Below are 22,729 nucleotides of genomic sequence, written 5' to 3' on the forward strand. Positions count from 1 at the left end.
CCTACGGTCAGCAATCAGTTCTCCCGCTCCGGCTGCCAGTCCGCGCGCTTGCGGACGGCGATGTGCTGGACCCGCGACGCCGCCTCCGAAGAGGACGCCGCGGTCGCGGGCGGATGCGCGACAGGCCGGAACCCGGGCATGTGCACGCCCTCCTCCGGCTCCCACCGGTCCGCGAGCACCGCCCGCAGCAGCGCGACGAGCTGGGCGGCCTGTTCGAGGACCCTCGCCACGAACTCCGGCCGCTCGCCGCGCACGACGGCGACGATCGCACACAGCGGGCACCACCCGCATCCCGAAGTGCTGTCCTCCACACCGGACCCGCCCGGCGCGCCCGGTTCCTCCGGCGAGCCGTGCCCGGCGGCCATGACGCCTTCCAGCCAGGGCGCGGCCCGTTCGATCACCATCTCGACCAGCAGCCGGATCTCCTCGGCCAGCTTCAGGCCGTCCGAAAAAGACCCCGCCGCCTGGTCGTCGCCGTGTTCTTCGCTCATCCGGCCCCCCGGTTCCCGGCCAGGCTGACCACCAGGCCGTCGGCGTCGGATTCCGCGCCGGTGATCCGGCACGGGCGCAGCGTCTCGGGCAGGGCGACCAGGCGGCGGAACCCGTCCACGGTGATCGCCAGGTCGTCGTCGACGCGCGCGAGGTCGACCGCCGAATCCCGGTCCAGCGGGAGCGCGACCCGCAGCCGGAAACCGTCCCCGTCGGCGGCCACCGACAACAGCGGCGTGACCGGTTTCCCGTTGCCGGACAACGGATCCCGGGTGCCGTACAGTTCGCGGGCCAGTTCGGCGAGCGCCTCGGCGCCCACCGGTTCGCTCGCCCGGTGCTCGACGCGGGCCAGCTCGCCGGGGCCGAATCCGGCCTCGGCCAGTTCCGCGAGCACCGCGTCCTGCTGGTCCCGCCGGGTGCGCAGCCATTTCGCCGCCGATCCGCGCCAGAATCCGGGCGCGGGCATGAGCCGGTTGGCGATCAGGCCGTCGACCGCGATGCCGCGCAGCGCCAGCGACGTCAGCGTGCGCCGCGCCTCGGCGACCACCACTCGTTCCGGCGTCAGAACCAGCCGCACGGTGGTCACGCGCGGGTCGGTGAGCAGTTCGCGCAGCGCGTCGAGATGCGCGCCGAGCCGACGCACCGAAGCCGCGACGCGCCGGTTGCCGAACACCCGGCCCAAGTAGCCCGACACGGCTTCCGGCAGCGAAAGCAAGCGCAGCGTTTCAGCGGTCGGACCGCAGTCGACCACCACGGTGTCCCACGGCCCCTGCGACGCCAGCCGCCGCACCTCGCTCAGCGCGAGCAGTTCGTCGACGCCGGGCAGCACGGTCAGCTCTTCCGCGTCCAGCACGTCCAGACCGGCTCCGGCCAGCACTTTCCGCAGTTCGCCGCGCAGTTCGTGCCAGGTGCGGTCGGCCAACGCGCGCGAGTCGACCTGCGCCGCCCAGAGACCGGCCGGCGTGCCGTCGCGGCGGAGGTCCACTTCGGAGGGTTCGGCGCCGAGCGGCGTGCCGAACGCGTCGCCGAGCGAATGCGCCGGGTCGGTGGACACGACCAGCGTCTTCCTGCCGCGGCCGGCGAGCGCGGCAGCGGTAGCCGCGGCGAGCGTCGTTTTCCCGACACCCCCCTTGCCGGTGAACAGCAGGATGCGCATCTAGCCCTCAGCCCTGCGCTTGAGCTCCTTGAGCGCGGTGTCCATGACCATCTTCTCCGCCTTGCGCCGCAGCAGCCCGATCATCGGCAGCGCCAGCTCGACCGACAGCGTGTAGGTGACGCGGGTGCGCCCGCCGCCGAGCGGCTCGAGCGCGTACCGGCCGTTCTGCGCCTTCTGCATCTGGCCCTTGACCAGGTGCCAGCTGACGCCGAGACCGGAATCGTCCCAGTCGTATTCGAGCGTGTACACGTCCTTGATCGGCCCGGCGTCGAGGGTGAGCTTCACCTGTTTCGCCCGGCCCGCGTCGTCGGTCGCGAGCACCTCGGTCTCGCGGACCGCCTTGGCCCACTCCGGGTACGCGGGGAAATCGGAGATCACCGACATGACCCGCGCGGGCTCGGCGTCGACCTCGATGGACTGCGTGGACTGCTCGGCCATGGGACGAAGCGTAGCCGGACCGCACCGTCACCAGCGCAGCACGTAGGGCTGCCCGGTCTCCTTGAAGTGACCCACGTTACGGCACTCGGTGTGCCCGACCCGGCGCCGCACGGCCAGCGGCTGGTGCACGTGCCCGAACACCGACCAGCGCGGACGCTGCCGCCGGATCAGGTCCAGCAGCGCCTTCGAACCGAGTTCGGCGCGGCGCGCGACCACGTCGTAGGTCAGTTCGGGCACCGCGGGAGGGATGTGCGTGCACAGCACGTCGACCTCGTCCAGCAGCGAAACCGCCGCGTCGAACTCCTCGCGCGCCCGCAGGTACGGCCGCCACGCCGCGCCCTTGCGCGGACGCGGGAGCACGCCGTCGGGCAGCACCGCGCCGCCCGCGAAGCCGAACCGCAGCCCGCCGATGGTGACGACCTCGCCGTCGACCAGGTGGACGCCCTCGCCGGCGAACTCCGGCCACGCCGAAGGCGCGTCGACATTGCCGGGGATCGCGTACGTCGGCGCCGTCATCGACGCGAACAACGTGGAGTACTGCTCGCGGACCGCTTCGTCGACCGCGGCGGCCGGGTCGTCCAGGGTGGCCCACAGCGTGCGCGAATAGGCGACCGTCTCGTCCCGGGTGCCTTCGCGGCGCAGGCGGGCGAACTCGCCGACCTTCTCCGCGCCGAACAGCACGCCCATGATGCCTTTGTCGTGGTCGTGGTAGTCGACGAAGTCGAGCAGGTCGCCCAGCACGACCAGCGCGTCCGCCCCGTCCCCCGCCCGCTTCAGCGCGTCGGCGTTGCCGTGCACGTCCGAAACGACGTGAACCCGCACAAGAGCCTCCTACTCGACGGGCCGGGGCGGGATCCCCGGCTCGCGCCCGTCCTCGAGGATCTCCTTCAACCCCAGCGCCACGTCCTTCGCCGCGCGCGCCCGCCGGTCGAATTCGCGGCGCAGTTCGCGCGGGCTCAGCTCGCGCGGGACGCCGCCGGGACCGGCAGGCGTGGCCCGCAGGAAGTAGTGCAGCACCGTGCCGTCGAGAACAGGTTCCAGCCAGACCTCCATGGTACCGATCAAGGCGCCCGTGACGGTCCAGCGCAGGCCCTTGTCCCCCCGGTCGGTGTAGACCTGCAACTCCAGGTCGGGCCAGTAGCGCCGCCACGAACGGGGCTCGGCGAAGGCGGCCGCGACGGTCGACGGGGGCACGACGAGGAAGGTCTCGTCGACAAGATCGAGAGCTGGCGGTTCGTGCACCCGGACACGATGTCACGACCTCGCCGCGCGCCCCGTGCCAGCATGGTCTTAAGGTCTACGGCACGCTAAGTTGACTGGCGGGTAACCGCACGCGTCGAACACGGAGGTCCACGTGCGCGAATACAGCGCCCCCGCCGGGAAACCGGTGACCGACGACGAGAACCTGGCCGATGTCGTCTGGGCGAACGCGGAGCGGTTCTCCGACGTGGTCAGCTTCCGGAGGCAGGTCGAGGGCACCTGGCTGGACGTCACCGCGAAGGACTTCGCAGACCAGGTCGCGGCCGTGGCCAAGGGCCTGATCGCGGCGGGCGTCGGGCACGGCGACCGCGTCGCGCTGATGTCCAAGACCCGCTACGAGTGGACTCTGGTCGACTTCGCGATCTGGGCCGCGGGCGCGGTCACGGTGCCGATCTACGAGACCTCGTCGCCCGAACAGGTGCACTGGATCCTTTCCGACTCGGCGGCCAAGGCCGTCGTCGTGGAGACCGGCGCGCACCGCAAGGCGGTCGACGAGATCAGCGGGCGGCTCAGCACGCTCGAGAACATCTGGCAGATCGAGGGCGGCTCCCCCGCGGTCGACGAGCTGACCGCGCTGGGCGCCGAGGTCTCCGACGAGGATCTGCACACCCGCCGCCGCGGCGTGACCGCGAACGAGACGGCCACCATCGTCTACACCTCGGGCACCACCGGGCGGCCCAAGGGCGTCGAGCTGACCCACCGGAACCTGCTCGCCGAGATCCGCGCGGACATCGAGGCCTTCCCGGAGCTGATGGAGCAGGGCAACTCGCTGCTGTGCTTCCTGCCGCTGGCGCACATCCTGGCCCGCGCGATCGCCATCACCGCGCTCACCGCCCGGGTCACCCTGGGCCACACGCCGGACGTGAAGAACCTGGTCCCGGACCTCGGCACGTTCCGGCCGACGTTCGTGGTCGCCGTGCCGCGCGTGTTCGAGAAGGTCTACAACACCGCCAAGCAGAAGGCGCACGCCGACGGCAAGGGCAAGATCTTCGACGCCGCCGAGGCCACCGCGGTCGCGTACAGCGAGGCGCAGGAAAAGGGCGGCGCCGGACTGAGTCTGCGCGCGAAGCACCTGGTGTTCGACAAGCTGGTGTACGGCAAGCTCCGCGCCGCGTTGGGCGGCCGCTGCATCGCCGCGGTGTCCGGCGGGGCCCCGCTGGGCGCGCGGCTGGCGCACTTCTTCCGCGGCATCGGCGTGCCGGTGTTCGAGGGCTACGGCCTCACCGAAACGTCGGCCGCGGCGAACGTGAACACCAGCGCGGCGTTCCGCGTCGGCACCGTCGGGCGTCCGGTCGCGGGCACCTCGGTGCGCATCGCGGAGGACGGCGAGGTCCTGCTCAAGGGCGACGTCGTGTTCGGCCGGTACTACAACAACCCGGAGGCGAGCGCGGAAGCCCTCACCGACGGCTGGTTCCACACCGGCGACCTCGGCGAGCTGGACGCGGAAGGCTTCCTCAAGATCACCGGCCGCAAGAAGGAGATCATCGTGACGGCGGGCGGCAAGAACGTCGCCCCGTCCGGTCTCGAGGACACCATCAAGGCCTCGCCGCTGGTGAGCCAGGTGATGGTGGTCGGCGACCAGCGGCCGTTCATCGCCGCGCTGGTGACGATCGACGAGGAGTACTTCCCGGCCTGGAAGTCCCAGCACGGCAAGCCGGAAGCGGCGACGGTGTCGGAACTGGCCGAGGACGCGGACCTGCGCGCCGAGATCCAGGCGGCGGTCGACGAGGCGAACAAGCAGGTGTCGCACGCGGAGTCGATCAAGAAGTTCACCGTGCTGGCGAACGACTTCACCGAAGCCGGCGGCGAGATCACGCCGAGCCTGAAGCTGAAGCGGAACGTGGTGAACAAGAACTACGCCTCCGACATCGAGGCGCTGTACCGGAAGTGACCCGGTCCCGCGAAAACGGGCCCGCGCCGATCGCCGGCGCGGGCCCGTTTTCCGTCTGTCGCCCAGGCTGCGGGAGTCAGGCCTGCGGCGGCTGAGCCTGGTACTGCTGCTGCGGCGCCTGCGCGTACTGCTGCTGCGGGGCGGCCTGCTGCTGTTGCTGCGGCGGCTGTTGCTGCGGCGGCTGTTGCTGCTGAGTGCCGTCCGGGACCACGTACACCGCGGTGCCGTAGGCGGCGATCTCACTGGCCGTGCCGGCGATCTCGTTGCAGTCGAAGCGCAGCGCGAGCACGGCGTTGGCCCCGTGCTGCATGGCCTCCTGGCACAGCCGGAAAAGAGCTTCGTGGCGCGAGTCGGACAGCAGCTTGGTGAGGCCCTTGAGCTCGCCGCCTCCCATCGCCTTGAACCCGGAACCGATGTTGGAGAACATGTTGCGGCTGCGGACGGTGAGCCCGAAGACCTCGCCGAACACGCGGACGACGCGGTACCCGGGCAGATCGTTCATGGTCGACAGCAGGATCGGGAACTGCTGCGGTGGCGCGGCTTGAGTCATGCGCGGATCGTATCGTCGGCGGGCCGCTCACGCTGTGATTCGCGCGGTCCAGTCCAGATGATGCCGATATGCCCAGCCTCGTTCCTCGCCGACGTCCTGGCCCGCGCTGGCCGCCACGAGCTTCTCGACCCGGGCGCGGCGCAGCCGGTCGTAGGCCGCGAACGCCGCGGGCGCGTCCGGCAGATCGCGCAGGCACTGGCCGAGCACCACCGCGTCTTCCAGCGCCATCGACGCGCCCTGTCCCGCTGCTGGCGACGCCGCGTGTGCGGCGTCGCCGGCCAGCACCATCGACGGCGTCGACCAGATGCGGGTGGTCGGCAGGTCGTAGGAATGGCCGCCGTGCACGTCGTCGCCGGTCGCGGCCACGATCGCGGCGCACGGCAGCGGGTCGTCCGCGAACGCGGCGTGGGTGAACTCACGCCAGCCTTCCGGGGTGACGGCGGCGATCTCGGCGCGCGAGCGTTCGGAGTCGGGGACGCGGGCGAACCAGAACGTCGCGCCGTCGGGGTCGGTGGTGTAGCCGAACGCGGCGCGGCTGCCGCGGAACATCCGGTAGCTGCCCTGTGCGGCAGGAAGTCCTTCAGCGCGGGTGTAGCCGTAGACCACGGTCAGGCCGGTGAAGCGCGGCGGCTCGGCCTGCGGATCGATGAGCGTACGGACGACGGAATGCAGGCCGTCCGCGCCGACGAGCACGTCGCCGGACGCGGTGGTGCCGTCCTGAAAAGTCGCGGTGACGCCGTCGGTCGCGGAAACCAAGCGCTTGCCGTGGATGATTTCGACGCCGCGGCGTTCCGCTTCCTGTTGCAGCGCACGGTAAAGCGCGGCGCGGGTGAGGGTGCGCGGGCCGTCGAGTTCGCGGTCGAACTCGTGCGCGCCGAGCGTGGTCCCGTCCGGGCCGACGAGTTCCATGCCGGTGGAGGGGAAGGACGCCTCGATCACCGGGGTGTCGGCGTCGATCGCACGCAACGCGTTCATGCCGTTGTGCATGACGACGAGGAACGCGCCCGCGTCCGCTCCCCCGCTGGGATGCGCCTCGTACACGACCGGCTCGTGCCCGGCGCGCTGCAGCGCCATCGCCGCCACCGTGCCCGCGACTCCGCCGCCTGCGATCAAAACCCGCATCGTGCCCCCCTGGAAACGACCGTGCCGCCGCCACCGTAGCGGGTGGCGGCGGCACGGAACCAGCGAAGATCAGGCGCGCTGCGCGACCGCGAGCCGCTGGGGCGAGGTTTTGCCGTCTGTGAGGGCCTCCCTGAGGGAATCAGATTCCCTCAGGGAGGCCCTCACAGACAAGCAGAAACGGTCATTCGGGGATGAAACCGGTCATTTCGCCGCCTGATTGCGTCCTTTGTGGACGGTCAGCATGCCGGGAACGGTCGGGCCAAGTCCCTGGCAGGGGAATCAGATCCCCCTCAGACCTGAAGACGCATTTCGCGCGCGGCACGGAACCAGCGAAGATCAGGCGCGCTGCGCGACCGCGAGCCGCACGCAGACGGCGAGGGCGCGGACGGCCTCCTCCACCTCGGCCAGCTCGGGGAAGGTCGGCGCGATGCGGATGACCGCGTCGGCCGGGTCGTCGCCGTGCGGATGGGTGGCCCCGGCCGGGGTCAGCGCGACGCCCGCCTCCTTGGCCAGCCGCACGACCTCCTTCGCGGTGCCCTCGGGCACGGTCAGCGAGACGAAGTACCCGCCGGTCGGCTTGGTCCAGGTCGCCAGGTCGCTCAGCTCCTCGGTGAGGATGCGCTCCACGGCGGCGAACTTGGGCGCGATCACCTCGGCGTGCTTGCGCATCAGCGCGCGGACGCCGTCGGCGTCCTTGAGGAACAGCGCGTGGCGCAGCTGGTTGACCTTGTCCGGGCCGATGGTGCGCTTGCTCAGCACGCTCTGCCACCAGGCGAGGTTCGCCTCGGACGCGCCGAAGAAGCCGACGCCGGCCCCGGCGAAGGTGATCTTCGAGGTGGAGCCGAACACGAACGCGCGGTCCGGGTTCCCGGCCTCGGCGCAGAGCGCGAGGATGTCGGCCAGCTCCGGCTCGTCCTCGGTGAGGTGGTGCACCGCGTAAGCGTTGTCCCAGATGATCCGGAAGTCCGGCGCGGCGGTGGGCATCGCGGCGAGTCGGCCCGCGACCTCGGCGCTGAAGGTGACGCCGGTCGGGTTGGAGTACTTCGGCACGCACCAGATGCCCTTGACCGCGGCGTCCTCGGCGACCAGCCGCTCGACGACGTCCATGTCCGGGCCGGTCTCGGTCATCGGCACCGGGACCAGTTCGATGCCGAACCGCTCGGCGAGCGCGAAGTGCCGGTCGTAGCCGGGCACCGGGCACAGCATCGCGATCCGGGGCTCGTCGGCCCAGCGGCGCGGCGCGCCCGGCAGGGTGCTGAGCATCGCCTGCGCGATCGTGTCGTGCATCAGCTCCAGGCTCGAGTTGCCCGCGGCGAACAGCTGCTCGACCGGCACCTGCAGCGCGCCGGCGAAGATGCGGCGCAGCTCCGGCAGCCCCTTGAGCCCGCCGTAGTTGCGGGTGTCGGTGCCGTCCTCGGCCTTGTACTGGCCGTTCGGCAGCGTCAGGAGATCCGCGGAGAGGTCGAGCTGCCGGGGCGACGGCTTGCCGCGGGTGATGTCCAGGGACAGTCCGCGCTCGACCAGCGCGGTGTAGTCGCGACGGGCAGTGTCGACATCGACAGGAGCTGTGGTCATACCACCACGCTAAACCGCGAGCGCAAGCCAGTTCGGGTGACCCCCGGCTCTTGTGGGCTAGCGTGGGGCCCGTGCGGTACCTGGTGCATGCCGAGCAGCGGCAGTTCTCCTTGCGGGACAAGGACGCCTGGCGTCCCGGCGACGGCGGGTGGACCGACGAGGCGGTGTCGGCGCACCGCGTCGCGGTAGAGCCGTCGTCGCTCTCCGTGGCGACCGCGCGCTCCGACTGGGTCGAGGTCGATGTGTCGGTAAGCACAGCGATGCCGCCGGTGCTGCCGGACGCGTCCCACGTGGTGGAAGCCGATCTCGACGTCCCCGGCGGCGTGGCGACGCTCGCCGGACCCGCCGATTACGCCCGCCGGGAACACCGGATCGCAGTCCCGCCCGGGCGGTACCGGGTCCGAGTGTCCTATGTGGAGAGCGGCCCGCCGGACGCGGAATGGCACGACCACGAGTTCGGCGAGCATTTCCGGTACGTGCTGGACCTGTGGCCGTCCGCTGGGGCCGCCCCGGTCGCGGTGCTGCGCGCGGGCCCCGGGGTCTGGGACGGCTGATATCCCGTTGGCGGCGAGGGGCCGCGGACGGCAGACTCGGCGGCATGCAGTGGATCACCACCGAGATCGGCGAAGAGTTCGTGCGCGGTGCACTCGAGCTGGAACGCACGCCGCAGGGCTTGCTGCCGCACCGGCTGACCGCGCGGGCGCGGGCGCAGAACACCGACAGCAGGCTCGCGATGGCGGAGACCCAGCCGTCCGGCGTGCGCCTGACGTTCCGCACCGAGTCGACCGCGATCGAACTGGACACCCACCGCACGAAGGTCGGCTACGTGGGCGTGCCGCCCTTGCCGGACGGCCTCTACGACCTGGTGCTGAACGGGCGTCCGGCAGGCTCCGCGACCGTCTCCGGCGGCGACGAACTGATCCTCGACATGATGACCGGCGAGGGCGAAACCCGCCCCGGCCCGCCCGGCACGGTCCGGTTCTCCGACCTGCCTTCGGGCGTCAAAGACGTCGAGATCTGGTTGCCGCACAACGAAACCACCCGGCTGGTCGCGTTGCGCACCACCGGCCCGATCACTCCGCTGCCGCGCGATCGGCGCGTCTGGCTGCACCATGGCAGCTCGGTCAGCCACGGCACCGGCGCGGCAGGCCCGTCGCAGACATGGCCCGCGCTGGCCGCCGCTGCCGCCGGGGTCGATCTGATCAACCTGGGTTTCAGCGGGAGCGCTCTGCTGGACCCGTTCACCGCGCGGGCTCTTCGCGACACACCCGCCGATCTGATCAGCGTGAAGCTGGGAATCAACATCGTGAACGCGGACCTGATGCGGTTGCGTGCTTTCGGCCCGGCGGTGCACGGATTCCTGGACACGATCCGGGAGGGCCATCCGGACGTTCCGCTGGTGGTGGTTTCCGCATTGCTGTGCCCGATCCACGAGGACACGCCGGGTCCGGGAGCGCCGGATTTCAGCACCGGAACGCTCCGGTTCAAGGCCACCGGCGATCCCGCCGCCGTCGCGGAGGGAAAGCTGACGCTGAAGGTGATCCGGGAGGAACTGGCACGGGTCGTCCGGGACCGGGAGGATCCGGCACTGTCCTACGTGGACGGACTCTCGCTGTACGGGGAAGAGGATTTCGCCGCACACCCGCTGCCGGACGCGCTGCACCCGGACGCGGCGACGCACCGGTTCGTGGGCGAACGGTTCGCCAAGCAGGTCTTCGGACCAGGCGGTCCCTTCGCCGGTTGAGGCGCGCTGCTAGTTTTCGAACCATGGCGGACCACACTCTCCGGACACAGCTGACCCACCCCGATCGCGGCGTCCTGCTGTTCGGCATCACGCCGCCCCGCCTCAGCAACACCCCCGAGCGGATCCGGGAGATCACCGCCGCCACCCTGGCGCGGCTGAGCGACCTCGACGTCGACGGCCTCGCCCTGTACGACATCGACGACGAGAGCGACCGCAACCCCGAGGAGCGGCCGTTCCCCTACCTGCCGACCCTCGACCCGGTGCGCTACCACGCGGACTATCTCAGCGAGTGGGACCGTCCGGCGGTCATCTACCGGTGCGTCGGCAAGTACCCCGAAGGCGAGCTGCGGGACTGGCTGCGGAACGCCGACGCCGACCGCGTGCTGTCGGTCTTCGTCGGGGCTTCGTCGAAGGGCAAGGAGGTGCACACCCGGCTGTCCGAGGCACAGGCGTTGCGCCGGGATGTGCGCCCCGACCTGCTGCTCGGCGGCGTCGCGATCACCGAACGGCCCGACGAGCACCTGCGGCTGATCGCCAAACAGCAAGCTGGCTGCGCGTACTTCATCTCGCAGGTGATCTACAGCGCCGACGCGGCGAAGAGCATGGTCTCCGACTACTTCTACGCGTGCCGTGAGCAGGGCCTCGAGCCGAAACCGGTCCTGTTCACGCTTTCGGTCTGCGGTTCGGCGAAGACGCTGGCGTTCCTCAAGTGGCTCGGCGTCCACGTCCCGCGGTGGCTGGAGAATTCCCTGCGCCACGCGGACGACACGCTGGCCGAGTCGTATGACCAATGCCTGGCGAACGCCCGGGAACTGGCTGCGTTCTGCCGCAAGCTCGGGATGCCGTTCGGGTTCCTCGTGGAGAGCGTGTCCATCCGGAAGGTCGAGATCGAGGCATCGGTGGCTCTCGCGCGCGAGGTGAGCGGGCTGCTCGGCCGGAGCACTACAGCGGATCCAGCGCAGTGATCTTCCACCGCCCGTCAGTCCGATGCGCAGTCACCGACAACTGCCCCACCGACGACTGAGGCGCACCACCACCCGGCAGAATCGTCTGCTGATCCAGGAAAAGCAGCAAACTCGCATCATCACCGTGCAACGAACGAACCCCGATCGCCCGCACCGTCGTGGTCCGGACGAGCTTCTCAGTCGCCGCACGCTGCCGAGCCGCGGTGAACTGGCTCTGGTACTGCCCCACCGCCGAACCAGTCAACACGTCAGCCGCCGCCCGAGCAGTACGGTCCAAATTCGCGTAGTCGTAGGAAAAAAGCGCCTTCACCGCAGCACTGACCTGGTCGGTGACCTGCGACGTCGCCTCCGTATCGACCATCGCCTCGTCGTCCTCAGGCTGCAGCAACGACGCCTGCACCCCGAACCACACCGCGCACGCCAGCGCGACTGCGGTCACTCCCGCTGCGATCGTCCGCCGGTTCACGAGCCCACCGCCTGGACGCCGCCGATTTTCCACGTGTCGCCGTCTCGCGCGAAGTCCACGGCCAAGCGCGCCTGCTTCGCCGAAGGTGCGCCGTCGCCGGTGCTCACGCGGACGTTCAGGACCGCGATCAGCCGGGCGGTTCCTGCCGAAGGATTCAGGTCGGTGACGGCGGCTTGCACCAGGGAAGCCGTCGACACGGTTTTGGTGCGTTTGGCGCGGTCGATCTGCAGTTGCCGGTCGCCGGAGAGGTCCTTGCCGTACTGCCCGGTCGTCGCGGAGATCCAGCGATCCACGTCGACCGCGCTCGTGCGGTAGTCGATCGTGTTGAGCGTGACCAGTTCCGTGCTCGCGGCGGCCAGCACGGCGTCGCGCGCGCGGCCGCGGGCGAGGCTGTCGTCCTGCGCCGCGCTCCACCACGACCAGCCGAACCACGCGGCGGCCAGCACCGCGACGACGGCCAGCGCGGTCAGCACCCGTCCGCTCAGGAAGGAACCCTCAGCCGAATCAGCCATCACGAACCGCCCAGCAACGCCCCGAGCCCGCCCTTCAACGGCGCGGTCAGCTGGCCCAGCAGACCCGGCAGCTGCTGCTGCGAACCCTGGTCCGAAGGCGCGGAAGCCTTGGGCGCGGCCGGAATCGCGGGCGGCTTCCCCGCGTACGGCGCGTTCTGCGCACCCCGCACCTCAGTCGGGCTGCCCGGCGGCTCCGCGCAGTAGGCGTTCATGTTGACCGGCGCTTCGCTCGTGTCGTTGGCCGGACGCTGTTTCGTGCCCTCGTACCCCTTCGTGCACGAATGCGGATCGAAGAAGTTGAACACCACGCCAAGGTGCCCGGTGCCGTCCGGCGAGGTCGACGGCGAGAACGCCGAGATCACCGGGTACGCCACCAGCAGCTCCTCGATCGCGTCCTTCCGCATCGACGTGACCTGCGCGGTGGTGAGCGAGTTCGCGAACAGCACCCCGAGGTCGGTCCCGGACGTCGCGAGCACGTCGCTGATCTGCCGGCTCAGCTGCGGAGCCTCGTCGATCACCTTGCGCACCGCCGGATCCGACGACTTCAGCTGCCCGGCGATCGTCTTCAACCCGGACGCGAACGCCGTGATGTTCTGCGCCTGCCGCTCCTGCGTGGCGAAAACCGTGCGGGAATTCGCCAGCAACCCCTGCGTGTCCGGCACGTACTGGGCGGCCGTCGCGGTGAGCGAACTGGTGCTGTCCAGCAGTTTCTGCAGCTGCGGGCCGGAACCGGCGAACGCGTCGTACGTCTCGTCCACCACGGTCTTCAGCGATTCCGGATGGACGCTCGCAACCAGTCCGTCGAGATGCGTCAGCACCGAATCCGGCGTCGCGGGCAGCGACGCGCGGTCCTGCGTGATCACCGCGCCGTCCTCCAGGTACGGCCCGGATTCGCGGTCCGGCAGCAGGTCCACGAACTGCTCGCCCACCGCCGACCGGTTCGCGACCTGCGCGTGCAGCGCCGACGGGATGTCCGGGCCGCCGGAGTCGATGTCGAGCCGGACGTCGATGCCGTGCGGGGTGAGCGTCATCGCCCCGACCCGGCCGACCGTCACGCCGCGGTAGGCGACCTCGGAGTTCACGAAAACCCCGCCGGAGTCGGGAAGCTGGAGCGTCACGTGATAGCCGCGGTTGCCGAAAATCCGGTCGAGACCGGCGTAATGCCCGCCCGCGTACGCCACCGAAACGACGGCGATCGCGAAGAACACCAGCAGCTGGATCCGGACCTTGCGCGTGTTCATCAGCCGCCTCCCACCAGACCGCCGAGCAATCCGCCCAACACCCCGCCGTAGCCGGGCTTCGTTCCGCCCGTGGCCGGGGTGTTCGGCAGCGGCAACGGCAGCTGCGGCATCCCTTGCCCGGCAACGGGCGGGGCGGCGCCGGACGTCGAGGGCGTCGGCAGCTGGAACGGCGGCTGCGACGAGTTCGTGAAGTTCTGCACGAGCTTGTCGAGATCCAGGTTGATCCGCGCGTCGACGTTCGCGTAGTCGCCCTTGATCACGTTGCCCGCGTAGTCCGGGAACGGGTAGGTCAGCAGGATCCGCAGCGCGTTCGGCAGGTCCTGGCCCGCCGCGCTGAGCTGGCGCAGCGTCGGCTCCAGCGCCTTGAGGTTCGCGACGAGCTGGTCGCGGCTGCGGTTCACCGTGTCCACCGCGACGCCGGACAGCTTGTTCAGCGCGTTCAGCATCCCCACCAGCTGGTCGCGCTGGTCGGCGACGATCTTCAGCCCGGGCGCGAGTTTGTCCAGCGCGGTGGCGAGGTTCTGCTTCTGCCCGACGAGCGTGGTGGACAGCTTGTCCAGCCCGTCGATCGCGCGCAGGATCTCGCCCTTGTGCCCGTCGAGCTGGGTGGCGAGTTCGTCCACCCGGGACAGCAGCGCGCGCATCTGCGGTTCGTTGCCCGACAGCGCGTCGTTGAGTTCGTGGCTGATGTTCTGCAGCTGGTCGACGCCGCCGCCGTTGAGCAGCAACGACAACGCGCCCAGCACCTCTTCGATCTCCGGGTTGCGGTTCGTGCGCCCGAGCGGGATCTGCGCGCCGTCGGCGAGTTTGCCCGCGGGTTTCTCCGCGGTCGGCGCGCTCAGCTGCACGAACTTCTCGCCGAGCAGACTGGACTGGCGCAGTTCGGCGTGCGCGTTGGCGGGCAATTGGACGTCGCCGTTCACCGTCATCGACACGAGCGCGGACCGGGTGTCCGGGGTGAGCGCGATCCGGTCGATCCGGCCGACCGCGACGTCGTTCACCTTCACGTTCGCCTGCGGCACCAGGTCCAGCACGTCGGTGAACAACGCGGTGACGTGGTACGGATGGTCGCCGACGTCGGGGCCGCCGGGCAACGGCGTCGAGTACAGCCCGTTGAACCCGCCGTCGCTGCACCCGGCGAGCACCAGCACCCCGGCGAGCACGCCCGCCAGCCGTTTCCGGAGGCGTTTCACTTGGCACCCCCGGGTTTTTGCGTCAGCACGTCCGACAACGGCAGCGGCAACGGCGGCAGCTGGCCGTTCTGCAGCGAGTTCAGCGCCTGCGGGATCGACGGCAGCTTGAGCGTGCCGTCGAGCACCGGCGCGAGCTTCTTGCAGATGTTCCCGAGCGTGTCCGGCAGCGGTTTCGGCGTGCCCGCGCTGATCAGGCGGCAGACCGTGAGGATCGGCGGGTTGGTGATCTCGTTCAGGTTGTCGCGCACCGCGATCGTGCCGGACGCCGCGTCGTAGGTGTTGATGAAGTTCGTCGCCCCGGTCGGCGCGATGTCGAGCACCTCGGCGAGCGCGGCGCGCTGGTCCACCAGCACCTTCGTCAGCGATGCCAGTTTGGCCACATTGGACGAAAGCCCGTTCTTGTTGTCCGCCACGAACTGTTTCACGTCCTGCAGCGACGTCGACAGCGATTCGAGCGCGGCCCCGACGTCGTGCGAATCGTCGGCGAGGAAGCCGCTGACGTCCGCGAGCCGCTGGTAGAACTCGTTCAGCTGACTGTCGCTTTGGGACAGTGCGGAGGTGAAGGAGTTCAGGTTCTTCACCGTGGAGAACAGGTCGTCCTTCGAATCGTCGAGCGTGCCGGCCAGTTCGGCGAGCCTGCTGACGGTCGAGTTCAGGTCCTTGCCGTTGCCCTTGAGGTTGGCCGCGGCCGTGTCCAGCAGATCGGAGAGCGCGCCGTTTTTGTTGGCCCCGTTGGGTCCCAGCGCGGTGGACAGCTTGTCGAGGCTCGCGTAGAGGTCGTCCAGTTCGACCGGCGTCGCGGTTTTGTCGCGCGCCAGCACGGTTCCGCTCGCGAGCGTCGGACCGCTGTCGTACGCCGGGGTCAGCTGGACGTACCGGTCGCTCACCAGGCTCGGCGACACGACGACCGCGCCGACGTCCTTCGGGATCGGGACGTCGTCGTTCACCTTCATGTCCACGCGCACCGCTTGGCCTTGCGGCGTCACCGCGGTGACCTCGCCGACCGCGACGCCCAGCACCCGCACGGACGATCCGGCGTACAGGCCGACGGTTTTCCCGAAGTACGCCGAGATTTTGGTGCCGCCGGTGTCGCGCAGCACCAGGTAGATGCCCGCGGTGAGCAAAAGCGCTGCCACACAAGCGAAGCCAAGCCAGGTGACCAAGCTGCGTCCGGCCTTAGTCTCGACAGTCATCGTCCACCCACCCCCTGGTCAGGCGCGGAGATCGGCGGCGTGCAGCCCTCCGGATTGATCGAGATCCCGCCCGCCGTGATCGTCGGCGGCAGCAGACCGCACAGGTACCCCTCGAACCAGCGCCCGTTGCCGGTCGCGTTCGCGCCGACCCGGGCGAACGGGGCCATCAGCTGCAAGCTCCGGTCGAGGTTGCCCTGGTTGCGCTGCAACACGTCGGTCACCTTCCCGAGCGCGGCGAGCGTCGGCCCGATCTGCGTGCGGTTGTCCGCGACCAGCCCGGACAGCTGCTTCGAGATTTCCTGCGTGCCCTTGAGCAGCGTGCTGATCTGCTCGCGACGCTGCTGCAGTTCGCTGAGCAGGAGGTTGCCGTCGCTGATCACCTGCTGCAGCTGCGCGTTCCGATCGGACAGCGTCTTCAAGATCTTGCTCGTGTTGGACAGCAGCGCGTGCAGATCCGCGTCGCGCGAGGACACCGTCTTCGACAACGCCGACAGCCCGGACAGCGTGTCCTTCAAGTACTTCGGACTGTCCTTGAGGGAATCCGACAGCGCGGTGAAGCTCTGCGCGAGCTGCTGTGTGTCGATGTCGCCGACTGTCGTGGACAGCTGGTTGAACGCGTCCTGCAACTGGAACGGCGTCCGTGTGCGCTGCACCGGGATCGTGTCGCCGGGCTTCTGCGTGCCGCCGCCCTTCGTGTCCAGCGCGAGGTACTTCTCCCCCAGCAGCGTCTTGATCTCGATGGACGCCGTGGACGCGTCGCCGACCCGCACGCCCTTCACCCGGAACTTCACGAGCACCTGCTTGTGCCCCAGCTCCACCGACGTCACCTGCCCGACCTTGACGCCGGCCACCTGCACCTCGTTGTCCGGCGCGAGCCCGGCGGACTCGGCGAACGCCGCGGTGTAGGTGGTGCCGCTGCCGAACATCGGGATGCTGTCGGAAAAGTACGTCACGGCGGTCACCAGCACGATGAGCACGAGCGTGACCGCGCCGACGCTCGCCTGGTTCCGGTCCTTCAGTCGTTTCACGGGCCACACCTCGGCGCGCGTTCGGTGCCGGGGATCGGCACGATCGGCAGCGTCACGTCCAGCGAGGAAATGCCGATGGTGCCTTCGATCCCGCACAGGTAGTAGTTGAACCAGCTGCCGTAGCTCAGGGTCCGGGTGAACTTCTCCAGGTTCCCCGGCAGCACTTGCAGCAGATGCTCGACGAGCGGCTGCGCGTCGTTGAGGTTGTTCGCCAGCTTCCCGAGCTGGGTCACGTCCTGCTGCACGGCGGGACGGGCGTCGGCGAGCAGCCCCGCGGTCGCGTTGGTGAGGTCGCCGAGCGCGCCCACCGCGTCGCCGATCGGCTTGCGCTGCTGCGCCAGCCCGCTCACCAGCCGCTGCGTCTGGTCGACGAGGTCGCCCAGCTGCGGGCCGCGCGCGTTGACCGTGCTGAGCACCTGGTTGAGGTTGTCGATGACCTGCCCGATCACCTTGTCCTTGCCCGCGATCGACGTCGTGATCGACGCGGTGTGCGACAGCAGGCTGGTGATCGTGCCGCCCTCGCCCTGGAACACCTGCACGATCTCCGCGGAAAGCTGGTTGACCTCCTTCGGGTCCAGCGCCTTGAACAGCGGCTTGAACCCGTTGAACAGCACGGTCAGGTTCAGCGCCGGCTTCGTGCGCTCCGGCGGGATGGTGTCGCCGGGAGACAGCGTGTCGCCGCCGCTGACGTCGGTGCCGAGCGAGAGGTAGCGCTGGCCGACGAGGTTGCGGTACTTGATGGTCGCGGTCGCGAGCGAGGGCAGCTTGTACGCCGATTCGACGAGGAACCGCACCTCGGCGTAGTTCTGCTCGCCCTGGTCGACCCCGATCGTCTCGACCTGGCCGACCTTCACGCCGGAGATCCGCACGTCGTCGCCTGCTTGCAGGCCGGACGCGTCGGTGAACTTCGCGACGTAGGAGGCGGTGTTGCCGAAGTTCGTGTTCGCGATCGTGGTGGCCAGGATCCCGGTGAGCAGCACGGTGACCACGGCGAAAATGCCGATCTTGATCAGCGCGGGAACGAACGACCTCATTTCAGCTCCACCTCCGCCCCGCGGTACAGCGGCCCGACCAGCAGCGCCGACCAGCCCGGCACGTTTTCCGGCGCGGTGTTCAGCGTCGGCGAGGCGAGCAGGTCGAGCAGCTTCTGCTCGTCGGCCGACCCGACGATGCTCGGCGCGCCGCCGGTCGACCCGGACCCGCCGGGCAGCGGGCCGTTCGTGAAGTCGCTGGGCAGCGTCCCGTCCGGATCGTGCGGCGGCGCGGGCTTGCTGGCCCCGTCCTTCACCGCGCCGTCCGGCGGATACTGCGGCCAGCGCCCGGGTTTCGGCACCTGCGGATAGCAGCGCGGCCCGCGTTTGTCGTCGTACTTCGGCTCGTCGACGCCGGGCAGGTACTTGCCGCGGCTCGCCGAGAACTCGATCGTCACGCGGCTGACCTCCGGATGCGCGGTGCCCTTGCCGAAGGCCAGCTCCGCGTTCGGCACCGTCCCGGCCAGCTGCTTGAGCAGGCACGGGTACTCCGGCGCGTACTTCGCGAGCACGTCGAGCGTGGGCTGCACGGCGGTGGTGAGGCGGATGATGTTGTCCTTGTTCACTTCCAGGAAGCGCGTCAGGTCGGTGGCGGTGCCGGTGACCGAGGAGTACAGGTCGGTCAGGCCGCGCTGTTTCTCCACGATGGTCTGCGTCGTCGTGGTGAGGTCCGCCAATGCCTGCAGCGCGTCCGGCGCGGCCTTGTCGTAGATGCCGGAAACGTTGGCCAGCCCGGTGATGTCCGCCTTGAGATCGGGCAGCGACGGGTTGAGCTTGCCGAGGTAGTCCGACAGCTGGGTCAGCGTCTCGCCGAGCTTCTTGCCGCGTCCGTCCAGCGCGGTGGACACGGCGTTGAGCGTGCTGGACAGCTTTTCCGGCTGCACCGCCTGCAACAGCGGCATGACGTGGTTGAGCACCTGCTCCAGTTCGATCGCGGTGCTGCTGCGGTCCTGCGGGATGACGTCGCCCGCCTTGATCGGCCGCTGCGGCCGCTCGGGCAGTTGCAGCGCGACGTACCGTTCGCCGAACAGGGTTTTCGGCAGCAGCCGCGCCGAAACGTTCGACGGGATCACGTCGGTCTTGTCCGGCTGCAGCGCCAGTTCGAGCTCCGCGTGGTCGCCGACCGGCCGCACGTCGCGGATCTCGCCGACCAGCATGCCGCGCACCTTCACGTCGCCGCCGACGCGCAGCTGGCTGCCGACGTGGTCGGTCTCCAGCTTCACCATCGTGACCGGCGTGAACACCTTGCGGTACGCGGCGATCGTCGTGGTGAAGAACAACGCCGCCACGACCAGGAACACCAGCCCCAGCAGCTGGTACTGGAGCCGTTTGCGCAACTCTCGACGGGTGCTCATCCGGATATCCGCACTGTCGTGTTCGCGCCCCAGATCGCGAGGCTCAGGAAGAAGTCCAGCACCGAGATCAGCACGATCGACGTCCGCACCGCGCGGCCCACCGCGATGCCCACCCCGGCCGGCCCGCCGGACGCGGTATAGCCGTAGTAGCAATGGGAAAGGATCACCAGCACGCTGAACACGATCACCTTGGCGAACGACCACAGCACGTCCTCCGGCGGGAGGAACAGCGTGAAGTAATGGTCGTACGTGCCCGCGGACTGGCCGTAGAGCCAGATGGTGATCTGCCGCGACGCGAGATACGAGGACAGCAGGCCCACCGCGTACAGCGGGATCACCGCGGTCACCCCAGCGAGAACGCGCGTGGTGACCAGGTACGGCATGCTCGGCACGGCCATCACTTCGAGCGCGTCGATCTCCTCGGAGATCCGCATCGCGCCGAGCTGGGCGGTGAACCCGCAGCCGACGGTGGCCGACAGCGCGAGCCCGGCCGACAGCGGAGCGACCTCGCGGGTGTTGAAGTAGGCGGAAATGAACCCGGTGAGCGCGGCGGTGCCGAGCTGGTTCAGCGCCGAATACCCCTGCAGGCCCACGATCAGGCCGGTGAACAGCGTCATGCCGATCATCACGCCGAGCGTCCCGCCGATCACCGCGAGCCCGCCGGTGCCGAAGCAGACCTCGGTGAGCAGCCGCGTGGTTTCGCGGCCGTAGCGGCGGATCGTGCGCGGCGACCAAGCGAGCGCCCGGCCGTAGAACGACAGCTGTTTCCCGAGTCCCTCGAGGCTCGCGCCGGGGCGCGCGATGATCTCCAGCGTCCGGTCGGACGCGCGCGTCTGCTCGATCGGTTCGGCCGTCATGTCACAACGCCTTCGGGGGCACGACTTTGAGGTACACGGCGGTCAGCACGACGTTGATCAGGAACAGCAGCAGGAAGGTGATCACCACCGCCTGGTTCACCGCGTCGCCGACGCCCTTCGGCCCGCCCGCCGGGTTCAGCCCGCGGAACGCGGCGACCACGCCCGCGACGAAGCCGTACAGGAACGCCTTGATCTCGCTGATCCAGAGGTCCGGGACCTGCGCGAGGGCGTTGAAGCTGGCCAGGTACGCGCCGGGCGTGCCGCCTTGCAGGACCACGTTGAAGAAGTAGCCGCCGAGCACGCCGACCACGCTGACCAGGCCGTTGAGCAGCACCGACACCACGATCGCGGCGAGCACCCTCGGCACCACGATGCGCTGCACCGGGTTGACGCCGAGCACTTCCATCGCGTCGATCTCTTCCCGGATCTTGCGCGCGCCGATGTCCGCGCAGACCGCGCTGCCGCCCGCTCCGGCCACCAGCAGCGCGGTGATCAGCGGGCTCGCCTGCTGCACGATGGCGAGCGCGCTGGCCGCGCCGGTGAAGGACTGCGCGCCGATCTGCGTGGTCAGCGATCCGAGCTGCAGCGCGATGACCGCGCCGAACGGGATCGCGACCAGGGCCGTCGGAAGAATGGTCACGCTCGCGAAGAACCAGCACTGCTGGATCCATTCGCGGAACTGGAACGGGCGCTTGAAGATCGCCCGCAGGACCTCCCAGGACAGCGTGGCGAGCCTGCCGACCTGGGTCAGCGCCGCGGTGCCCGGGAGAGTGACCGAGCCGCTTCCGCCCACCGCACCTCCCAGTAGTCACCCCCGAGTCTTGCCCATCCCCGCCCGCCGATTTCGGTTAGCGGTGTTCACTCCCGTCCCTTCAGCCCCCGGCGGTCACCCTAGGCGCACCAGCACCCGACCTGCTCACAATTTCAGCGCGTGCGTGGCGGTGGCCCCGCCGTCGGCGACGAACTCGCCGCCGGTGCAGTACGAACTCTCGTCGCTGCCGAGGAACACCAGCAGCGGCGCGATCTCGTCGGCGCGGCCCACCCGGCCGAGCGCGACCTTCTTGCCCACCCAGGACACGTCCACGTCCGCGCCCGCCGCGTCGGACACCATCTTCGTGTCGATCATGCCCGGGTGCACCGAGTTGACCCGGATCCCGCGCGCGCCCAGCTCCAGCGCGGCGACCTTGGTCATCCCGCGGATCGCGAACTTGGTCGCGGTGTAGGCGACGAGGAACGGCATCCCGGCCAGACCCTCCACAGAGGACACGTTGACGATGGAGCCGCCGCCGGCCCCGGCCATGGGTTCAACGACCGAGCGCATGCCGAGAAACGCCCCGATCTGGTTGATCCGCACGACGCGTTCGTATTCGGCGAGCGGCGTCTTCGCGAGCTCCGAAAAGTACAGCACCCCGGCGTTGTTGACCAGCACCGTCGGCGGCCCGAACTCGGTCACCGTGGTCTCGACCGCGGCGGTCCAGCCGTCCTCGTCGCTCACGTCGAGATGGCAGAACACCGCCGCCTCGCCGAGTTCCGCGGCGAGCGCTTTGCCTTCGTCGTCGAGGACGTCGGCGATCACCACCTTCGCGCCCTGCGCGACGAACGCTCGCGCGGCGGCGGCGCCCTGTCCGCGGGCCGCGCCGGTGATGAGGGCGACCTTGCCGGACAGCCGGTGCTCAGTCATGCGTCCTCCGGGTTCAGGGCAGCGAAAGCAGATCGGTCGCGGCGAACATCCGCTCCGGGTCGCGGCCGACGAAGTGCCCGCCGACCTTTTCGGCGAGTTCGCCGGCGGTCCAGGCGCCGTTCGCGGTGTCGAACCGCTCCTCCACCGACGGCGGTTTCAGCAAGGCGACCATGCCGCCGTGCACGACGAAGACCTGCCCGTTGATCGCGTCCGCCTCCGGCGAGGCGAGGAATGCGACAAACGGAGCAACGTGCTCTACCGACAACGGATCGAGCCCGTCCTCGGGTGCTTCGCCGAAGACATCCGCGGTCATCGCGGTGCGGGCGCGCGGGCAGATCGTGTTGGCGCGCACGCCGTATTTCGCGAGCCCGCGCGCCGCGGACATGGTGAGCGCCGCGATCCCGGCCTTGGCCGCCGAGTAGTTGGGCTGGCCGGGCGAACCGACCAGGAACGCCTCGGACGCGGTGTTCACGAGCCTGCCGTACCCCGGCTGACCCTCCATTTTGGAGCGATCGCGCCAGTACGCGGCGGCGTTGCGGGACAGCAGGAAATGCCCGCGCAGATGCACCGCGATGACCTTGTCCCAGTCCTCGTCGGACATCGAGAACAGCATCCGGTCGCGGAGCACGCCCGCGTTGTTCACGACGATGTCGAGGCTGCCGAAGTGGTCGACCGCGGCCGACAGCAGTTCCTTCGCGGTTTCGGCCGCCGAGACGTCCCCCGCCACCGCGAGCGCTTTGCCGCCCTGCTTTTCGATCTCGGCGACGACATCTTTCGCCTCGCCGATGTCGTTGACCACGACAGACGCGCCTTCGCGGGCCAGCGCGAGCGCCTCGGCGCGGCCGAGCCCCGCTCCGGCCCCGGTGACGACAGCGACCTTGCCTTCGAGCGTCATCGAACCGCTCCAGCCCGGTCGCCGTGCGTGTTCCCTGCGGTCGGTTCCACCCGCGAGCCTCCTCGTCGAAGCCTGCCTGACGCAGCA

Annotated in this window: 24 protein-coding genes; 4 read left to right on the forward strand and 20 right to left on the reverse strand. The window is 69.7% G+C overall.

The window, feature by feature from the left end:
* Positions 1–14: 14 nt before the first annotated feature.
* The 5 genes from WA670_RS25600 to WA670_RS25620 are packed head-to-tail and all read right to left on the reverse strand — an operon-like array spanning position 15 to position 3,325.
* Positions 15–491 carry a hypothetical protein gene (locus WA670_RS25600; protein ID WP_238607582.1) on the reverse strand — a complete coding sequence of 159 codons (477 nt, stop codon included), beginning with the start codon at positions 489–491 and terminating at the stop codon, positions 15–17.
* Positions 488–1,645, reverse strand: coding sequence for an ArsA family ATPase (locus WA670_RS25605; protein WP_037809842.1), 1,158 nt, complete (start codon positions 1,643–1,645; stop codon positions 488–490). Before WA670_RS25605 ends, WA670_RS25600 begins: the two co-directional genes overlap by 4 nt.
* Positions 1,646–2,083, reverse strand: a complete 438-nt coding sequence (locus WA670_RS25610) for an SRPBCC family protein (RefSeq protein ID WP_037809841.1) — start codon at positions 2,081–2,083, stop codon at positions 1,646–1,648. It lies immediately after the preceding gene.
* A gap of 27 nt (positions 2,084–2,110) precedes the next feature.
* Positions 2,111–2,905: a metallophosphoesterase family protein gene (locus tag WA670_RS25615; RefSeq protein ID WP_134730186.1), complete on the reverse strand. Its 795-nt coding sequence runs from the start codon at positions 2,903–2,905 to the stop codon at positions 2,111–2,113.
* A 9-nt stretch (positions 2,906–2,914) separates the two neighbouring features.
* Positions 2,915–3,325 carry a polyketide cyclase / dehydrase and lipid transport gene (locus tag WA670_RS25620; RefSeq protein WP_134730188.1) on the reverse strand — a complete coding sequence of 137 codons (411 nt, stop codon included), beginning with the start codon at positions 3,323–3,325 and terminating at the stop codon, positions 2,915–2,917.
* 112 nt (positions 3,326–3,437) lie between these two features.
* Between WA670_RS25620 and WA670_RS25625 the strand changes: the two genes are divergently transcribed.
* Complete coding sequence (locus WA670_RS25625) at positions 3,438–5,234, forward strand: AMP-dependent synthetase/ligase (RefSeq protein WP_037809837.1); 1,797 nt, start codon at positions 3,438–3,440, stop codon at positions 5,232–5,234.
* Between the two features lie 76 nt (positions 5,235–5,310).
* Here WA670_RS25625 and WA670_RS25630 read toward each other — a convergent pair whose 3' ends face one another.
* The 3 genes from WA670_RS25630 to WA670_RS25640 form a co-directional block, all read right to left on the reverse strand.
* Positions 5,311–5,784, reverse strand: coding sequence for a YbjQ family protein (locus WA670_RS25630; protein WP_336159099.1), 474 nt, complete (start codon positions 5,782–5,784; stop codon positions 5,311–5,313).
* 27 nt (positions 5,785–5,811) lie between these two features.
* Positions 5,812–6,906: an FAD-dependent monooxygenase gene (locus WA670_RS25635; RefSeq protein WP_037809833.1), complete on the reverse strand. Its 1,095-nt coding sequence runs from the start codon at positions 6,904–6,906 to the stop codon at positions 5,812–5,814.
* Between the two features lie 336 nt (positions 6,907–7,242).
* Positions 7,243–8,481, reverse strand: a complete 1,239-nt coding sequence (locus tag WA670_RS25640; protein WP_037809831.1) for an aminotransferase class I/II-fold pyridoxal phosphate-dependent enzyme — start codon at positions 8,479–8,481, stop codon at positions 7,243–7,245.
* Between the two features lie 71 nt (positions 8,482–8,552).
* On the opposite strand from WA670_RS25640, the gene WA670_RS25645 reads away from it, so the two are divergent.
* Genes WA670_RS25645 through WA670_RS25655 form a run of 3 tightly spaced genes read left to right on the forward strand, consistent with a single transcriptional unit; the run spans position 8,553 to position 11,190 of the window.
* A complete protein-coding gene (locus tag WA670_RS25645; protein ID WP_134730190.1) occupies positions 8,553–9,035 on the forward strand; it encodes a hypothetical protein in 483 nt (160 codons plus the stop codon).
* A gap of 44 nt (positions 9,036–9,079) precedes the next feature.
* Complete coding sequence (locus WA670_RS25650; RefSeq protein ID WP_134730192.1) at positions 9,080–10,225, forward strand: GDSL-type esterase/lipase family protein; 1,146 nt, start codon at positions 9,080–9,082, stop codon at positions 10,223–10,225.
* A 23-nt stretch (positions 10,226–10,248) separates the two neighbouring features.
* The gene (locus WA670_RS25655) at positions 10,249–11,190 is read left to right on the forward strand and encodes a methylenetetrahydrofolate reductase (protein ID WP_336159100.1); all 942 of its coding nucleotides are present in this window, start codon (positions 10,249–10,251) and stop codon (positions 11,188–11,190) included.
* On the opposite strand, the gene WA670_RS25660 is transcribed toward WA670_RS25655, so the two are convergent.
* The 12 genes from WA670_RS25660 to WA670_RS25715 form a co-directional block, all read right to left on the reverse strand.
* Positions 11,168–11,656 (reverse strand): hypothetical protein, encoded by a 489-nt coding sequence (locus tag WA670_RS25660; RefSeq protein WP_240691349.1) that lies wholly within the window; start codon positions 11,654–11,656, stop codon positions 11,168–11,170. The genes WA670_RS25655 and WA670_RS25660 overlap by 23 nt on opposite strands.
* Positions 11,653–12,168 (reverse strand): hypothetical protein, encoded by a 516-nt coding sequence (locus WA670_RS25665; RefSeq protein WP_051728703.1) that lies wholly within the window; start codon positions 12,166–12,168, stop codon positions 11,653–11,655. The genes WA670_RS25660 and WA670_RS25665 overlap by 4 nt, the downstream gene beginning before the upstream one ends.
* On the reverse strand, positions 12,168–13,409 hold the full coding sequence (locus WA670_RS25670; RefSeq protein WP_134730198.1) for an MCE family protein: 1,242 nt from the start codon (positions 13,407–13,409) through the stop codon (positions 12,168–12,170). Before WA670_RS25670 ends, WA670_RS25665 begins: the two co-directional genes overlap by 1 nt.
* Positions 13,409–14,602: an MCE family protein gene (locus tag WA670_RS25675; protein WP_275291414.1), complete on the reverse strand. Its 1,194-nt coding sequence runs from the start codon at positions 14,600–14,602 to the stop codon at positions 13,409–13,411. Before WA670_RS25675 ends, WA670_RS25670 begins: the two co-directional genes overlap by 1 nt.
* Positions 14,599–15,795 (reverse strand): MCE family protein, encoded by a 1,197-nt coding sequence (locus WA670_RS25680; RefSeq protein ID WP_336159101.1) that lies wholly within the window; start codon positions 15,793–15,795, stop codon positions 14,599–14,601. Before WA670_RS25680 ends, WA670_RS25675 begins: the two co-directional genes overlap by 4 nt.
* Positions 15,792–16,823 (reverse strand): MlaD family protein, encoded by a 1,032-nt coding sequence (locus WA670_RS25685; protein WP_336159102.1) that lies wholly within the window; start codon positions 16,821–16,823, stop codon positions 15,792–15,794. The genes WA670_RS25680 and WA670_RS25685 overlap by 4 nt, the downstream gene beginning before the upstream one ends.
* Positions 16,820–17,857, reverse strand: coding sequence for an MCE family protein (locus tag WA670_RS25690; RefSeq protein ID WP_037809821.1), 1,038 nt, complete (start codon positions 17,855–17,857; stop codon positions 16,820–16,822). The genes WA670_RS25685 and WA670_RS25690 overlap by 4 nt, the downstream gene beginning before the upstream one ends.
* On the reverse strand, positions 17,854–19,209 hold the full coding sequence (locus WA670_RS25695) for an MCE family protein (protein ID WP_336159103.1): 1,356 nt from the start codon (positions 19,207–19,209) through the stop codon (positions 17,854–17,856). Before WA670_RS25695 ends, WA670_RS25690 begins: the two co-directional genes overlap by 4 nt.
* Positions 19,206–20,066 (reverse strand): MlaE family ABC transporter permease, encoded by an 861-nt coding sequence (locus WA670_RS25700; RefSeq protein WP_009075203.1) that lies wholly within the window; start codon positions 20,064–20,066, stop codon positions 19,206–19,208. Before WA670_RS25700 ends, WA670_RS25695 begins: the two co-directional genes overlap by 4 nt.
* Position 20,067: 1 nt before the next feature.
* On the reverse strand, positions 20,068–20,859 hold the full coding sequence (locus WA670_RS25705) for an MlaE family ABC transporter permease (protein ID WP_037353718.1): 792 nt from the start codon (positions 20,857–20,859) through the stop codon (positions 20,068–20,070).
* 123 nt (positions 20,860–20,982) lie between these two features.
* Positions 20,983–21,747, reverse strand: a complete 765-nt coding sequence (locus tag WA670_RS25710; RefSeq protein WP_238607592.1) for a glucose 1-dehydrogenase — start codon at positions 21,745–21,747, stop codon at positions 20,983–20,985.
* 13 nt (positions 21,748–21,760) lie between these two features.
* The gene (locus WA670_RS25715) at positions 21,761–22,642 is read right to left on the reverse strand and encodes a 3-oxoacyl-ACP reductase (protein WP_336159104.1); all 882 of its coding nucleotides are present in this window, start codon (positions 22,640–22,642) and stop codon (positions 21,761–21,763) included.
* Positions 22,643–22,729 lie beyond the last annotated feature (87 nt).

Origin of the sequence: Amycolatopsis sp. VC5-11 (genome assembly GCF_037034185.1) — a bacterium.
In the GTDB taxonomy this organism is placed as follows: Bacteria; Actinomycetota; Actinomycetes; order Mycobacteriales; family Pseudonocardiaceae; genus Amycolatopsis; species Amycolatopsis nivea.

Coding starts and splice junctions, on each gene's coding strand:
- WA670_RS25665 (WP_051728703.1), bottom strand. CDS start 12,168: ATGGCTGATTCGGCTGAGGGTTCCTTCCTGAGCGGACGGGTGCTGACC.
- WA670_RS25635 (WP_037809833.1), bottom strand. CDS start 6,906: ATGCGGGTTTTGATCGCAGGCGGCGGAGTCGCGGGCACGGTGGCGGCG.
- WA670_RS25700 (WP_009075203.1), bottom strand. CDS start 20,066: ATGACGGCCGAACCGATCGAGCAGACGCGCGCGTCCGACCGGACGCTG.
- WA670_RS25715 (WP_336159104.1), bottom strand. CDS start 22,642: ATGACGCTCGAAGGCAAGGTCGCTGTCGTCACCGGGGCCGGAGCGGGG.
- WA670_RS25650 (WP_134730192.1), top strand. CDS start 9,080: ATGCAGTGGATCACCACCGAGATCGGCGAAGAGTTCGTGCGCGGTGCA.
- WA670_RS25670 (WP_134730198.1), bottom strand. CDS start 13,409: ATGAACACGCGCAAGGTCCGGATCCAGCTGCTGGTGTTCTTCGCGATC.
- WA670_RS25655 (WP_336159100.1), top strand. CDS start 10,249: ATGGCGGACCACACTCTCCGGACACAGCTGACCCACCCCGATCGCGGC.
- WA670_RS25640 (WP_037809831.1), bottom strand. CDS start 8,481: ATGACCACAGCTCCTGTCGATGTCGACACTGCCCGTCGCGACTACACC.
- WA670_RS25600 (WP_238607582.1), bottom strand. CDS start 491: ATGAGCGAAGAACACGGCGACGACCAGGCGGCGGGGTCTTTTTCGGAC.
- WA670_RS25695 (WP_336159103.1), bottom strand. CDS start 19,209: ATGAGCACCCGTCGAGAGTTGCGCAAACGGCTCCAGTACCAGCTGCTG.
- WA670_RS25630 (WP_336159099.1), bottom strand. CDS start 5,784: ATGACTCAAGCCGCGCCACCGCAGCAGTTCCCGATCCTGCTGTCGACC.
- WA670_RS25690 (WP_037809821.1), bottom strand. CDS start 17,857: ATGAGGTCGTTCGTTCCCGCGCTGATCAAGATCGGCATTTTCGCCGTG.
- WA670_RS25710 (WP_238607592.1), bottom strand. CDS start 21,747: ATGACTGAGCACCGGCTGTCCGGCAAGGTCGCCCTCATCACCGGCGCG.
- WA670_RS25680 (WP_336159101.1), bottom strand. CDS start 15,795: ATGACTGTCGAGACTAAGGCCGGACGCAGCTTGGTCACCTGGCTTGGC.
- WA670_RS25605 (WP_037809842.1), bottom strand. CDS start 1,645: ATGCGCATCCTGCTGTTCACCGGCAAGGGGGGTGTCGGGAAAACGACG.
- WA670_RS25610 (WP_037809841.1), bottom strand. CDS start 2,083: ATGGCCGAGCAGTCCACGCAGTCCATCGAGGTCGACGCCGAGCCCGCG.